Annotated in this window: 13 protein-coding genes; 3 read left to right on the forward strand and 10 right to left on the reverse strand. The window is 71.2% G+C overall.

The genetic code is table 11. From position 1 onward, the window contains the following. Positions 1 to 16: 16 nt before the first annotated feature. The 9 genes from purH to ABTU82_RS04215 all read right to left on the reverse strand — a co-directional run bounded on the left by purH (position 17) and on the right by ABTU82_RS04215 (position 10,388). Complete coding sequence (gene purH, locus ABTU82_RS04175) at positions 17 to 1,624, reverse strand: bifunctional phosphoribosylaminoimidazolecarboxamide formyltransferase/IMP cyclohydrolase (protein WP_116645960.1); 1,608 nt, start codon at positions 1,622 to 1,624, stop codon at positions 17 to 19. A gap of 8 nt (positions 1,625 to 1,632) precedes the next feature. After that, positions 1,633 to 2,271 (reverse strand): phosphoribosylglycinamide formyltransferase, encoded by a 639-nt coding sequence (purN, locus tag ABTU82_RS04180; protein ID WP_116645959.1) that lies wholly within the window; start codon positions 2,269 to 2,271, stop codon positions 1,633 to 1,635. 4 nt (positions 2,272 to 2,275) lie between these two features. Next, the gene (locus ABTU82_RS04185) at positions 2,276 to 3,793 is read right to left on the reverse strand and encodes a cell division protein PerM (protein WP_407171924.1); all 1,518 of its coding nucleotides are present in this window, start codon (positions 3,791 to 3,793) and stop codon (positions 2,276 to 2,278) included. 56 nt (positions 3,794 to 3,849) lie between these two features. Next, positions 3,850 to 5,406 (reverse strand): polysaccharide deacetylase family protein, encoded by a 1,557-nt coding sequence (locus ABTU82_RS04190; RefSeq protein ID WP_407171927.1) that lies wholly within the window; start codon positions 5,404 to 5,406, stop codon positions 3,850 to 3,852. Then, positions 5,403 to 5,939: a hypothetical protein gene (locus ABTU82_RS04195; protein WP_116645957.1), complete on the reverse strand. Its 537-nt coding sequence runs from the start codon at positions 5,937 to 5,939 to the stop codon at positions 5,403 to 5,405. Before ABTU82_RS04195 ends, ABTU82_RS04190 begins: the two co-directional genes overlap by 4 nt. A 113-nt stretch (positions 5,940 to 6,052) precedes the next feature. Next, on the reverse strand, positions 6,053 to 6,493 hold the full coding sequence (locus ABTU82_RS04200) for a nitroreductase family deazaflavin-dependent oxidoreductase (RefSeq protein ID WP_116645956.1): 441 nt from the start codon (positions 6,491 to 6,493) through the stop codon (positions 6,053 to 6,055). Between the two features lie 95 nt (positions 6,494 to 6,588). Continuing rightward, entirely contained in the window at positions 6,589 to 7,491 is a 903-nt protein-coding gene (sucD, locus tag ABTU82_RS04205; protein WP_116645955.1) for a succinate--CoA ligase subunit alpha, read from the reverse strand. 46 nt (positions 7,492 to 7,537) lie between these two features. Further along, entirely contained in the window at positions 7,538 to 8,701 is a 1,164-nt protein-coding gene (gene sucC, locus ABTU82_RS04210) for an ADP-forming succinate--CoA ligase subunit beta (protein WP_116645954.1), read from the reverse strand. A 157-nt stretch (positions 8,702 to 8,858) separates the two neighbouring features. After that, the gene (locus ABTU82_RS04215; protein ID WP_407171931.1) at positions 8,859 to 10,388 is read right to left on the reverse strand and encodes an FAD-dependent oxidoreductase; all 1,530 of its coding nucleotides are present in this window, start codon (positions 10,386 to 10,388) and stop codon (positions 8,859 to 8,861) included. A 112-nt stretch (positions 10,389 to 10,500) separates the two neighbouring features. Here ABTU82_RS04215 and ABTU82_RS04220 point away from each other — a divergent pair, with 112 nt between their 5' ends. From ABTU82_RS04220 to ABTU82_RS04230, 3 genes are read left to right on the forward strand one after another with little or no spacing between them, the layout of a single operon-like run. Continuing rightward, entirely contained in the window at positions 10,501 to 11,739 is a 1,239-nt protein-coding gene (locus tag ABTU82_RS04220; RefSeq protein WP_407171933.1) for an acyl-CoA dehydrogenase family protein, read from the forward strand. Positions 11,740 to 11,791: 52 nt separating this feature from the next. Then, positions 11,792 to 12,967: an AI-2E family transporter gene (locus tag ABTU82_RS04225; protein WP_407171935.1), complete on the forward strand. Its 1,176-nt coding sequence runs from the start codon at positions 11,792 to 11,794 to the stop codon at positions 12,965 to 12,967. Between the two features lie 4 nt (positions 12,968 to 12,971). Continuing rightward, positions 12,972 to 14,015, forward strand: a complete 1,044-nt coding sequence (locus ABTU82_RS04230; protein WP_407171936.1) for an ATP-dependent DNA ligase — start codon at positions 12,972 to 12,974, stop codon at positions 14,013 to 14,015. Here ABTU82_RS04230 and ABTU82_RS04235 read toward each other — a convergent pair. After that, positions 13,988 to 14,392, reverse strand: a complete 405-nt coding sequence (locus ABTU82_RS04235; RefSeq protein ID WP_407171937.1) for an LPXTG cell wall anchor domain-containing protein — start codon at positions 14,390 to 14,392, stop codon at positions 13,988 to 13,990. The two genes, ABTU82_RS04230 and ABTU82_RS04235, sit on opposite strands and share 28 nt — an antisense overlap. Positions 14,393 to 14,445 lie beyond the last annotated feature (53 nt).

A 14,445-nucleotide genomic window follows, 5' to 3' on the forward strand; every position in this document is an offset into this window, starting at 1 on the left:
CGGCGAACCACCGGGGTCAGTGGAAGAAGTGGCGCTCGCCCGTGAAGAACATCGTCACGCCGGCGGCACGGGCCGCGTCGATGACCTCCTCGTCGCGCACCGAACCGCCCGGCTGCACGATCGCCGACACCCCCGCGTCGAGCAGCACCTGAGGGCCGTCGGCGAAGGGGAAGAAGGCATCGGATGCGGCGACCGAGCCCGCGGCGCGGTCACCGGCGCGCTCGACGGCCAGACGGCACGAGTCGACGCGGTTGACCTGACCCATCCCGATACCGACCGTCGCGGAGCCCTTGGCCAGGACGATGGCGTTGGATTTCACCGCGCGACACGACTTCCACGCGAAGATCAGGTTCTGCATCTCGGCCTCGCCGGGCTGCTCGCCCGAGACGAGCTGCCAGTCCTTCGCGACCGACTCGATGTCGTCGGGGAAGCGGTCGGCGTCCTGCAGCAGGAGTCCGCCCGAGACGAGGCGCACGTCGAGGCGCTCCTGCTCCCAGTCCGTCGGCAAGCACAGCACGCGCAGGTTCTGCTTGAGCTTGAAGACCTCGAGCGCCTCGGGCTCGAAGTCGGGCGCGATGATCACCTCGGTGAAGATGTCGCGCAGGTTCTCGGCCATCTTCAGCGTCACGGTGCGGTTCGCGGCGATGACGCCGCCGAAGGCCGACACGGGGTCGCACTCGTGGGCGCGCAGGTGGGCGCTGGCGATCTCGTCGAGCGCGTTGGGTGCGGCCACGGCGATGCCGCAGGGGTTCGCGTGCTTGATGATCGCGACGGCGGGCTTGACCATGTCGAACGCGGCGCGAAGCGCAGCATCCGCGTCGACGTAGTTGTTGTACGACATCCCCTTGCCCTGCAGCTGGCGGGCCTGGGCGATGCCGTGGCCGCCTGCGCGGGAGTAGATCGCCGCGCGCTGGTGCGAGTTCTCGCCGTAGCGGAGGGGCTCGAGACGTTCGGCCGCGATCGTCAGGTGCGCGGGCAGTTCGTCGGCCGACGAGAGCGTGTCGTCGGCGAACCACGTCGAGACCGCCGTGTCGTACGCGGCCGTGTGCGCGAAGGCGCGGGCGGCCAGTTCGCGGCGCTGGGCGAGGGTCGTGCCGCCGGCGCCGAGCGCATCGATGATCGTGGGGTACGACTCGGGCGAGACGACGATCGCGACGTTCGCGTGGTTCTTCGCCGCGGCGCGCACCATCGCGGGGCCGCCGATGTCGATCTGCTCGACGACGTCGTCGCCCTCGGCCCCCGAGGCGACCGTCTCGACGAACGGGTAGAGGTTCACCACGACGAGTTCGAACGGCGCGATGCCGAGCTCGTCGAGCTGGCGCTCATGGCTCTCCAGGCGGAGGTCGGCGAGCAGCCCGGCGTGCACGCCCGGGTGCAGGGTCTTCACTCGGCCATCGAGCGACTCGGGGAAGCCCGTGACCGCCGACACGTCGGTGACGGCATGGCCGGCCTCGCGGATCGTCGCCGCGGTCGAACCCGTCGAGACGATCTCGACGCCGGCGCCGGCGAGCGCCTCGGCGAGGCGCAGCAGATCGGTCTTGTCGCTGACCGAGACGAGTGCGCGGCGGACTGCCACGACGTCACGGTCGCGGTAGAGGGAGGGGTCGTGCCGAGGTCCGGCCATGGGGACTCCTAGGGTGTGTCGAGGGCGGATGCTTCGTCGTGCCGAGCAACGATCGGCAACGGGACGGTCGAGGAGAGGTCGAGGTCGCCGGTCGCGATGCGGCGCACCACGTCGATGAGCAGACGGCGCTCGACGGGCTTGATGCGGTCGTGGAGGCGGTGTTCGTCGTCACCGGCCCGCACGGCGACGCGCTCCTGGGCGAGGATCGGTCCGGTGTCGACGCCGCTGTCCACGACGTGCACGGTGGCCCCCGTCTCGGTGACGCCCGCGGCGAGGGCGTCGCGCACTCCGTGCGCGCCGGGGAACTCGGGCAGGTAGGCGGGGTGGGTGTTGATCAGCCGCGGCGACCACGCGTCGACGACCGCCGGCGGAAGCACGCGCATCAGTCCGCTCAACACGACGAGGTCGGGGTTCCAGACGGCGAGCTGCTCGGTGAGCTCGCTCCCCCACTCGGCGCGCGAGTCGAACTGCTCGTACGCCACGAGGAACGTGGGGATGCCGAAAGCCTCGGCGTGCGCGAATCCCTCGGCCTCGCGGTCGGCTCCGACGACGATGACCCTGGCCGGGAAATCGGCGGAAGCGGCGGCCTCGAGAAGGGCCCGGAGGTTCGATCCGGTGCCCGAGATGAGGACCGCGACGGTGAACACCCGGTCAGTCTACCGACGGGCGCCGCCGACCCTCGTCGCCGTCCGACGCGCCCCCGCGCTCGAATCCGGGGATCGGCTCGGTCGCATCCGCGTCGACCGGCACCGGGTGGGCGTGCTCGCGGTCACCGGCGGCCGTCGGCTCGCCCGGTTCGGTCGGCGGGGCCTGCCACGTGTCGCTCGTCGGGATGGGGCGTTCGGGGTGGGAGAACGGACGCTCGGCGGCCAGGAGGCGCCAGGTATCGAGACCGGGGTCGGGGGGTGCGGGACGCACGGGTGTGACGGATGCGGCGACCTCGCGGCGCTCGTCGTCGCTCGCGCGTCGCGGCAGAAGCAGAAGGATCGCCGCACCGACGAGCACCTCCACTCCGACGGTGAACGCGAGAGCACCGGCGTCGGGGCCGATCCGCGCGAGTCGCCCCGGCCCGATCGATCCCGACCCGAAGACGGCCAGGAGGGCGGCGGCGGCACCCGTCACGACCGCCACCGACACCGCGAGCACGAGGCGGAACAGCAGACCGCCGTCGTGGTCGCGCGCGGCGTCGGGCCTCGCAGCGAGGCGGGAGCGCAGCATCCACCCGGTCAGCACCCCGACCGCGACCGGGAGGAGTGCCAGGAGCAGCAGCCACGTCGTCGACGACTCGGGAACGACCCCGAGAACCGGAATGCCGGGCAGCACTCCCAGCTGCGTGCCCGCGGGGGAGACGGCGGTGCCCTCACCGAGCGCGAAGCCCGGACCCGCGACGAACGACAGCGCCCAGACGATCAGCGTCGGAAGGTAGGCGAGCTGCGCGAGGGCGAGCACGATCACGCCGGCGGCGTCGACGTGGGCGGCCTCGAACAATGCCACGATCTCGCCGCCGCGCAGCAGGACGGCGATGCCCGTGACGGTCGCGGCAACGCCGATCAGGCCCGTCACGGCGATGGCGCTGCCCCGCACGAGGAGGCCCGGCAGCGCTCCCCAGGTGCCGTGCTCGATCCGAGACCGCAGCCGCGCGATCGGTCCGTGTTCGTCGAGGCGCCACGATTCGACGACCGCGCCGAGCACGGCGGGCAGCCCGAAGACGAGAGCGGGGAAGAGCACCGCCTGCCAGAGCTCGACGGTGGCGAGGTCGTTGACCGTCGTGAGCGCGATGACGGCGGCGATGGCCGTGAAGACCACCACGCCCGTCGCCGCTCCGGTCGCGGGGGCACCGGCCTGGGCCGCGCGGCGACCGGATCGGGCGGCGAACAGCGCCGTGAAGACGGCGAGGGCGAGCGGCGCGAGCGAGAGCGTGAACGACGCCGCCGTCGGGTCGATGCCGGCGACGTTCAGATATTCGGGCGGCAGCGTGAGCTCGAGCGGCACGAGGTGCCCGAGCTGCCAGATCGCCCCGCTCGCAGGCCAGAGCGTGGCCCAGTCGGCGCCGGATCCGAAGCCGACGACCCACAACAGGGTCAGTGGTGCGAGCACGACGGCGACGCCGCCCGCTGCCGCGATGACGGCGTCGAGGGCGGCGAGGAGAACGACGAGGAGGCGATGCATGCGCGAACGACCCTACCCGCGGGTGCGGCGCGTCCCGCGACGGGACACGCGCAGGCTCAGCGGCCGCTGCGCCAGGCGCCCGACGCGGGCACCTGGCCCCCGAACAGCTGCGCAACGGTCACCAGGCTGAAGCCCCTGTCGCGCAGCCCGTCGTAGACCGCTCCGGCGGTACGGGCGGTGTTCGGCTGGATGTCGTGCTGCAGCACGATCGATCCGGGTCGGGGCTGCTCGACGGCGCGGCCGATCAACACGTCGTCGGCGATCCCCTGCCAGTCGAACGTGTCGACGTCCCAGAGGATCGCGGGAAGGCCCGCCCCCGCGACGATCCGGGACGTGTACTCGCCGTACGGCGGGCGGAACATCGTGACCCGCTCCCCCGTCTGCTTCTCGATCGCCCCCGTGGCATCGCGGATCTGCCGGAGCGCGGCGTCGAGCGGGATGTCGGGGAGGTGCGGGTGGTTCCAGGTGTGGTTCTCGGCGAGATGCCCCTCCGCCACCATCCGGCGCAGAACGTCGCCGTAGCGCGAGGACTTGTCGCCCATCGTGAAGAACGTCGCGGCCGCCCGCCGTGAGGCGAGCTCGTCGAGGATGCCGGCGGTGAAGTCGCTGGGGCCGTCATCGTACGTGAGCGCCACGCACGGGAAGAGGTCGCAATCGATCGGGGTGCTCCCGGCGGGCAGCGCGACGGGGCTGTCGAAAGCGGCGCCCGCCTGCCCGGCCGCGACGAGCGCGGCGCCCAGCGGCGTGACCAGGGTCGCGGCGGTCGCCGCAGGCACCTCGATCACGAGCGGCGAGTCGGTCGGCGGCATGTCGAGCGCCGCGAGCTCGGGCGCGGTGAAACCGGGCGCGATCGTGATGACGAGCGACCCGCCCGCGCCGGGGACGGTCGTCCCGAGGGCGGGGGCGAACTCCGCCAGGCCCGCCTCGTCGGCGGGCGCGGCCGTCGCGAGGCTGAGCGCGCCCGCCTCGCGGCGCAACAGCTCCACGATCTCGCCGTAGAGGCGAGCGGATGCGTGCAGATTCCAGAGATCCGCGGCGGAGCCGACCGCACCGGTGGCGACGTCGGCGTAGACGATGGTCGTGTCGTCCGACGCCACGCCGCCCGGGCCACCGGCGATGATCCTCACCCGTTCGCCGAGGATCGGCCCGGTCGCGGCGACGATGTCGCAGACGACGGCGACGCCCGTGCCGCCCACCGGCCCCAGGGCAGGATCGGCCAGCACCTCGGCACCGGTTCTGAGCGTTGCCCCGCGCACGCATCCGCGGTCGCCGAGTCCGGCGCCGAGGGGGAACACCTCGGGTGCATAGGTCTTGCCGATCGCCGCAGCACGGCCCAGGGCGGCGTCGCGGACCATGCCGACGATCCGGTCGTCGAACGCCCCGGAGCCGGGGAGCAACGAGAACCGGGCCTGGAGGCCGACGGTGTCGTTGCGGAGACGTTCGCCGCTGAGTGCCCCGACGCCTGCCGGGTCGACCGGCTCGGGCTGTGTCGTGATGCGGATGTCGTGCTCCTCCCAGCCGGGTGGCGTCCACTGCGGATCGCTCGCGACGGCGCAACCGCTCAGCAGGAGCGCGCTCATCGCGACGACGGCGACGAAACGGCGCCGCCTCATGATCCCACCCGCACGCTCTCGAGCAGGTCGGCGATGACCGGCCGGTAGGGGGCGAGATCTTCCCTCGATCCGGTCGCGACCATCCTCATGCTCGGTCCGGCCGCCCCTCGTCCGACCGCGAGGACGAGGGCATCGTCGGTCTGCGCGTGCGCGACATCGAGGCCGGAGGCGAGCCGCTCGACGACGGCCCCGCCTCGACCCGCCACGTCGTCGGAGGCGACCGTCGGCTGCGCAGCGTCGGCCGAGATGGTGAAGGTCACGGACAGCCCGCCATCGGGCGATCGCACGACGAGTTCGCTCTCGCTGCCCCACGCACGTTGCGACGCCCAGCCGGCGGGAACGACGACCGTCGCGCTGGTGCCCGCGTCGATGATCGTCTGCCGGTGCGCCTCGTCGGACACCTCGGTGAAGAGGTTGGGGAGAACGCGGGGTGCCAGGTACGCGCCGAGCGCCAGAGCGGCGACGACGACCAGCACGCCGGCACCGATGCCGATCGCGATCGACCGTGCGCGTCGCGCCCGCTGTGCGGTCATGCCGAGTCCCCCGATCCGCCGCCCCGACCGGTGGAGCAGGGAGATTCTAGGGTTCGCCGATGACCGATCGGCGCAGCGACGCCCGTCTGCGCGTCACCCGCGCGAGCGGGGGGTCAGTCGGCGACGGGTTCGAGAACGAACACCGCGATCCGGCGATCGGTCTTCGCCTGGTACGCGTCGTAGTCGGGCCACACCGCGGTGGCCCGCGCCCACCACCGGGTGTACTCGTCGCCCTCGGCCTCGTGCGCGAGGTAGTCGCGGGTCACGGCGCCGTCCTGAAGCTCGACGTGTGCGTTTTTGACGAGGTTCCAATACCACGCGGGAGCCTTCGGCGCGCCTCCCTGCGAGGCGACGACGGCGTAGCGACCGTCGTGCTCGACGCGCATGAGGGCGGTCTTGCGCAGCGCCCCCGACTTGGCGCCCACGGTCGTGAGCACGATGATCGGCACACCGCGCAACTCGGCGGCTTCGGCACCCCCGGTGGCTTCGAAGGTCTCGGCCTGGTTGCGGGCCCACTCGGACGTGCTGGGTAGATACTCCCCGGAAAGCGGCATGCTCCCCACCCTATGCCGCGACGACGAAGGGGCGGATGCTTCGACCACGGCGCCTGCGCGCCGGTGTCGAAGCATCCGCCCCCTCGGGTGCGTGCTTACAGTGCGGCGATGATCTCGCGCATGAGCGTCGCGGTCTCGCTGGGCGTCTTGCCGACCTTGACTCCGGCGGCCTCGAGGGCCTCCTTCTTGGCCTGCGCGGTGCCCGCCGAACCCGAGACGATGGCGCCGGCGTGGCCCATGGTCTTGCCCTCGGGTGCGGTGAAACCGGCCACGTAGCCCACGACGGGCTTGGTGACGTTGGCCTTGATGAAGTCGGCCGCGCGCTCTTCGGCGTCGCCGCCGATCTCGCCGATCATGACGATGGCCTTGGTCTCGGGGTCGGCCTCGAACGCGGCGAGCGCGTCGATGTGCGTCGTGCCGATGATCGGGTCGCCGCCGATGCCGATGGCGGTCGAGAAGCCGAGGTCGCGCAGCTCGAACATCATCTGGTAGGTCAGGGTGCCCGACTTCGAGACGAGGCCGATGGGGCCCTTACCCGTGATGTTGGCGGGGGTGATCCCGACGAGCGCCTCACCGGGCGTGATGATGCCCGGGCAGTTCGGACCGATGATGCGCGTGGTCTCGCCCTTCGACTTCGCGTAGGCCCATGCCTCGGCGCTGTCGCCCACGGGCACGCCCTCGGTGATGACGACGAGCAGCGGGATCTCGGCGTCGATGGCCTCGATCATGGCGTCCTTCGTGAACGCCGGCGGCACGAACGCGATCGACACGTCGGCGCCGGTCGCGGCGATCGCCTCGGCGACCGAGGCGAACACGGGCAGCTCGACGTCGTTGCCGTCCTTGTCCGTGTGCGCGACGACGGTGCCCGCCTTACGAGCGTTGACACCGCCCACGACCTGGGTGCCGGCCTTCAGCATGAGCGCGGTGTGCTTGGTGCCTTCGCCGCCCGTGATGCCCTGGACGATGACCTTGGAGTCCTTGTTGAGGTAGATCGACATTTCTTATGTCCTTCGAATCAGTCGCTGAGCTTGTCGAAGCGTCGGGTCAGGCGTTCGCCAGCTCGGCGGCCTTGTCGGCACCCTCGTCCATACCGGCGGCGAGGGTCACGAGCGGGTGGTTGGCGGCGGCGAGGATCGCGCGACCCTCTTCGACCTGGTTGCCGTCGAGGCGCACGACGAGCGGCTTGGAAGCGGTGTCGCCGAGGATCTCGAGTGCCTTCACGATGCCGTCGGCGACCGCGACGCACGAGGTGATGCCGCCGAAGACGTTGACGAACACGCTCTTGACCTGCTCGTCGCCGAGGATGACGTCGAGCCCGGCCGCCATGATCGTGGCCGAGGCCCCGCCGCCGATGTCGAGGAAGTTCGCGGGCTTGACGCCGCCGTGCTTCTCACCGGCGTATGCCACCACGTCGAGGGTCGACATGACCAGGCCCGCGCCGTTGCCGATGATGCCGACCTGGCCGTCGAGCTTGACGTAGTTGAGGTCGTGGGCCTTGGCCTTGGCCTCGAGCGGGTCGGCGGCGTCCTTGTCCTCGAGCTCTTCGTGCTCGGGGTGGCGGAAGCCGGCGTTCTCGTCGAGCGAGACCTTGCCGTCGAGGGCGATGACGTCGCCCTCCTCCGAGAGGATCAGCGGGTTGACCTCGACCAGCGTGGCGTCTTCGCCGGTGTAGACGGCGTAGAGCTTGACGAAGACGTCGGCGACCTTGGGAGCGAGCTCGTCGTCGAAACCGCCGGCCTTGGCGATCTCGAGCGCCTTCTCGGGGGTGATCCCCTCGATCGGGTCGACCTCGATGCGCGCGAGCGCCTCGGGCTTCTCGACGGCGAGCTGCTCGATCTCCATGCCGCCCTCGACGCTGGCGAGGCTCAGGTACGAGCGGTTCGCGCGGTCGAGCAGCACGGAGAAGTAGAACTCCTGGGCGATGCGGGCGCCTGCGGCGACCATCACGCGCTTGACGACGTGACCCTTGATGTCGAGGCCGAGGATGGCCTGGGCCGCCTCGAACGCCTCGTCGGGGGTCTTGGCGACCTTCACGCCGCCGGCCTTTCCGCGGCCGCCGGTCTTGACCTGAGCCTTGACGACGACGACGCCGCCCAGCTTCTCAGCCGCGGCTCTCACTTCTTCGGGGGTGTCGGCGATGATGCCGGCAAGCACCGGCACCTCGTACTTTTCGAACAGATCGCGTGCCTGGTACTCGTACAGATCCACGGAGAATCCTTCGCTGGACGATGGGACGGGGGAGCCGGAAACATCTTGATGTCGAGATATATCGACCAGTCCCCCACCCTACTATCCCGACCCTGGAGGCCCGAATCCGCGGCCCCGTCCGAGGCCGCGCAGGCGGCCGTCCCGGCTGCGCGAACCGTCAGGCCTGCGCCCCGTCGTCCAGGCGACGCAGGTCGGTTACCGCCGGACCCTCGATGCGGGTGCCGTCCGCAGCGAACCGCGAGGCGTGCAACGGGCAGTCCCACGTGCACTCGAGATCGTTCCAGGAGAGCACTCCGCCCAGATGGGGGCAGACGGCGTCGACGGCCCGGGTGACACCGTCGGTCGTCGAGATCCCGACGGGTCTGCCGGAGCGCTGCGCGACGATGCCGTCGCCGTCGCCCGGGCGCGGCACGGGCACGGCCGTCGACTCGGCCGCCGCCCAGCCTCGAGCGGCCTCCCGAGCGACCGACGCGTTCTCGACCGCACCCTGTGCGAGGTCGGCCGGCACCGTCAGCCGCGTGCCGATCACGGTCATCCAGCGCGGGCGATCGCGCCGCTTCTCGCCGCGGAGCTCCGACACGAGGCGCATCGCCGCCGCCGGGCCGTTCGTCAGCCCCCACTTCGCGTACCCCGTCGCGAAGCTCACCCGCCCGAGTGAGCGCGGAAGTGTGCCGACGAACGGCACGAGGTTGTGCGAGCGGTAGTCCTGCGCCGACCACCGGTGGGTCTCCTCACCGATCGGGAGGTGCTGCCGGGCCCAGGCGACGAGTTCGTCCACGAGGGTGAGCGCCGAGTCCTCGCGGCCGACGGGGTGACCCGCTCCCCCGACGATCAGCTGCGGGGCATCGACGGGTCCGTCTGCCTGGCGGACGACGCGGATCGAGCGCGAGGGATCGTCGGTGGAGAGGTACATGCCGTCGAAGGCATCCCCCTCGAGCGCGAACGAGACGCACGACGATCGCAGGCCGCTGGTCTTGGCGAAGTAGAGCCCGCGGTCCATGATCGGCGTCGCCGTCGCCAGCACCACGCGGTGCGCCGAGAGGTCCCCCGCATCCGTGTGCACCGTCGGCGTGCCGGTCACGCTCACCCGCCGCACCGGGGTGCGGGTGTGGAGGCGACCGCCCTCGGCGACGAAGGCCGCGGCGAGCGCGCGGGCGAAACGGGCCGGATCCAGCGCGAGCTGGTCGTCGAGCGCGACGGCCCGCGCGATCGGGAACGGCACCTGCGCCATCTCGTCGACGCCCACGATGCGCGTCTCGACACCGGCCTCGGTGGCGGCGGCATGCTCGTCGCCGACCGCGCGCACTCCACCGGCATCCTGCGCATAGGTATAGGCCGTGCGTCGCGTGGCCGGGACGCCGAGTTCGCGTGCGGTGTCGGCCACCCATTCCGCGCCGGTGCGATTGGCCTCGACGTAGGCGCGGACGAGTCGGGCGGGATGGTGACGCCGCAGCCCCGAGAGGGTCGTTCCCTGAAGGAGCGAGACCTTGCCGGTGTTCGAGCCCGTGGCGAGTTCGGCGACATCGCCCTTCTCGACGAGGGCGACGTCGAATCCCGACCTCACGAGCATCAGCGCGGTCGACAGTCCCGTGATCCCGGCACCCACGACGACGACCTCGTGCGCGGCGCCGGCTTCGATCGTCGTACCGGTGACGGGCTCCAGCCCGTGCTTCCACAGAGAGGTCATGCGCGTCAGTCAACGCCCGCCGGTGACCGGGCGCAGGCGGCTTGACACGACACCTCGACGCGGTCGAGGCAACCCGCCCGCATCGGGGGCTCGACCGTCTAGCGTGGTTCGCATGAGCGACGCTGCTACTTCACACCTCCCCGGCGAGGCCGTCTCGCGCTACGACCTCACCGGCCGACGCGGCACCGACTACTACGCGGTCTTCGCCGACGTGTCCGGTGCCGACCTCGACGCCTGGAAGAACGCGCAGACTCTCATCGACGAGGTCGGAACGCGGATGCAGGGCGCGTGGGATGCCGCGGAGTTCCCCATCGACCTCCTCCCCCGCATGGGCGAGCTCGGGCTGTTCGCCGACGGCATCGACGACCCCGACCTCCCCGCGTCGTCTCCCCTGGCGGCGGGACTGGTGAACATGGAGGTCTCCCGCGGCGACGGCTCGCTCGGCACCATCGTGGCCGTCCAGGGCGGACTCGCCCTGCGCACGCTCGCGCTCTACGGCTCACCCGAGCAGCGCGAGCGATGGCTGCAGCCGCTCTTCCGCGGCGACGTGCTCGGCGCGTTCGCGCTCACCGAGCCCGACCACGGGTCGGACTCGGTCTCGCTCGAGACGGTCGCGCGGCGCGACGGCGACGCGTGGGTGCTGCGCGGCGCGAAGAAGTGGATCGGCAACGGCGCCTCCGGCGGGGTCACCTTCGTGTGGGCGCGCGTCGACGACCCGGACGCCGCCGAGCACGGCTCGGTGCGGTGCTTCCTCGTCGAGCAGTCGCTCCCCGGGTACACCGGCACCGTCATCCCCGGCAAGGCGTCGCTGCGCGCGATCCACCAGGCGCACATCGCGCTCGACGATGTCCGGGTGCCGCTGAGCGCGGTGCTTCCCGGCACGAAGAGCTTCAAAGATGCGTCGACCGTGCTCTTCGCCACGCGTTCGGGCGTGGCGTGGTCGGCCCTCGGCCACGCGACCGCCTGCTACGAGGCCGCCCTGTCCTACGCGACGCAGCGCGTGCAGTTCGGCAAGCCGCTGGCGAAGTTCCAGCTCATCCAGGAGCGCCTGACGCAGATGCTCGACGACCTCACCGGCATGCAGCTGTTCTGCCGTCGGTTGGCCGACCTCGAAGCATCCGGCGGTCTTCGTCCCACACAGGCCTCGCTCGCGAAGTACCACAACACGCGCGCGGCCCGTCGGGTCGCGTCGACGGCGCGCGACCTGCTCGGCGGCAATGGCATCCTGCTCGAGAACGGCGTGATGCAGCACATGGCCGACATCGAGGCGATCCACACGTACGAAGGCACCGAGAGCGTGCAGGCGCTCCTGCTCGGCCGCGACATCACCGGCATGAGCGCGTTCGTATAACGCATCGCCGCAACCCCGGGTACGCACCGGAGCGACCGGCTACCTTCGGAGCATGAGCCTGTTCCGTCGCGCGCCCGTGCACAAGGATGCCGTCGCATCCGCCATCGAGCACACCGAAGACACCCCACCCCGCTCGTTGTGGGCCGACAGCTTCGGACGCCTCGCCCTGCGCGGCGTGCAGATCATCGTGCTCGTCATCGTCGTCGCCGGCCTCATCTGGGGCATCCAGCAGGTGACGCTCGTCGTGATCCCCCTCATCCTCGCGCTGATCTTCGCCTCGGCGTTCGGGCCGTTCACGATGTGGATGCGGCGAAAGGGCGTGCCGTCGCTGATCGCGACCCTGCTCACCCTCCTCGCCGTCGTCGCGGTCCTGACGGGGCTGGGCTGGCTGGTCGTGCGCGCCGTCGTCGACCAGTGGGACGACCTCTATTCGCAAGCGCAGGACGGCTTCTCGCAGGCGCTCGACTGGTACCACACGCTGCCCTTCGCCATCTCGCCCGAGCAGATCGACAGCGCGATGTCGGCGGTCACCGACTTCGTCACGAGCGCACAGTTCGGCACCGGGGCGCTGGCGGGCGTCAGCGCGATCGCATCGTTCGCCACCGGTTTCGTGCTGCTGATCGTGATCCTGTTCTTCTTCCTCAAGGACGGGCCCCGCATGTGGGAGTTCGTGCTGCGGCCCTTCCGCGGCACCCACTACGACCGCGCGCGACGCATCGGCGACAAGACGGTGTCGGTTCTCGGCTCGTACGTGCGGGGCACCGCCTCGGTCGCGGCCGTCGACGCCATCGGCATCTACATCGGCCTCCTCATCCTCCAGGTGCCCCTGGCGCTCCCCCTGGCCGTGCTCGTCTTCCTCCTCGCCTTCATCCCGATCGTCGGCGCGGTCTCGGCCGGCGTGCTGGCAGCGCTCGTCGCGCTGGTGGCGAACGGACCGGTCAACGCGCTCTTCGTCGTCGGGGTGGTCGTGCTCGTCAACCAGCTCGAGGGGAACTTCCTCCAGCCGGTGCTGATGGGCCGCACGATGAAGCTGCACTCGTTCGTCGTACTCGTCGTGCTCGCCGGCGGTACCGCGATCGGCGGAATCCTCGGAACCCTGCTCGCCGTGCCGCTGACCGCCGTCGCGTGGGGCATCGTGTCGGTCTGGAACGGCGAGGACGAGCCGGCCGAGTGGGCCCGGCGAAAGAAGCGTCGGTCGCCCGTGTCGCTCTCCGGCGGCGAGGGGTGAGGTCGTGCCCTACGACATCCCGGCGCCCATGCTGGCGAAGTCCGTGCCCCGGGTGCCCGAACAGGCCAAGGTCGACGGCGGTCTGAGCTACGAGCCCAAGTGGGACGGGTTCCGCGCTCTGGTGTCGTGGGACGGCACCGAGGTCGAGATCGGCAGCCGCGGCGCGAAGCCCCTCACCCGGTACTTCCCCGAGCTGGTGGAGGCGTTCACCCGCCTTCTTCCGCAGCCGTGCCTCATCGACGGCGAGATCGTCGTCGCCCGGGGCGAACCGGGAGCGCAGCGCCTCGACTGGGAGTCGCTGTCGCAGCGCATCCACCCCGCCGCCTCCCGCGTGGCGATGCTCGCCGAGGAGACGCCGGCGATGTTCATCGCGTTCGATCTGCTCGCGCGCGGCGAGCGCGACCTCCAGCCCGAGCCGTTCTCGGTGCGTCGCGCCGAACTCGTCGACCTGCTCGTGGGGCTCCCCCACCCGGTGCACGTGACGCGCACGTCGGACGACGCCGACGTCGCGCGGCGCTGGCTCGCGGAATTCGAGGGGGCGGGGCTCGACGGCGTCGTCGCGAAGCCGCTCGCCCAGCCCTACGCCCCGAACAAGCGCACCATGTTCAAGATCAAGCACGCCCGCACGGCGGACGTCGTCGCACTGGGGTACCGCATCCACAAGTCGGGTCAGGGCGTCGGTTCGCTCCTCGTCGGGCTCTACACCGCCGAGGGCACCCTCATGGGGGTGGGCGGGGTGGCCGCATGGAGCAACGAGCGACGACTCTCCCTCATCGACGAGCTCGCACCGTACGTGGAGCGCGACGACGTGGGAGACCCGATCACCGGAGAGACCGACCGCTCTCGCTTCTCGGCGTCGAAGGACGTGTCCTTCGTGCGGCTACGGCCCGAACGGGTTCTCGAAGTCCGGTACGACCAGCTCGAGGGGTACCGTTTCCGTCACACGGTGCAGTTCGAGCGGTGGCGCGACGACCGCGACGCGCGGTCGTGCACGTACGAGCAGCTCGAGACGGTCTCGGCCTACGACCTGGGCGACGTGCTCGACTGACGCGAACGCGCCGCGCCCCGGATCGTGAGGCCGACCGCGGTGATCGCGCCGCCGGCGACCAGGAGCCAGAGCAGTCCCTCGCCGCCGGTCGCGGGGAGCTGACCCGATGCGCCGTTACCCGACGCGCCATTGCCCGAGGAGCCGTTGCCCGGCGCGGCCGTGGAGCTCGACGACGGCTGCGGCCACGGTGTCGGATCGATCGTCGCCGTGGGCGACGGGGTGGGAGCGGCGGTGCGCTCGGGGATCTCGACGACGAGGGTCAGCGATTCGCCGTCGACGGATTGGGCTGATGCCACGCCCGCCGGGAGCAGCAGAGCCCCCGTGAGCACTGCCCCGGCGACGATGCCGACCGATCTGCGTCCGTTCGACGTTCGCACCCTTGTTCTCCGATTCCCGGCCGCCCTTGGCCGTTCGACGCTGTCGGCGTTTT

Origin of the sequence: Microbacterium deferens, assembly GCF_045517775.1 — a bacterium.
Lineage (GTDB): Bacteria > Actinomycetota > Actinomycetes > Actinomycetales > Microbacteriaceae > Microbacterium.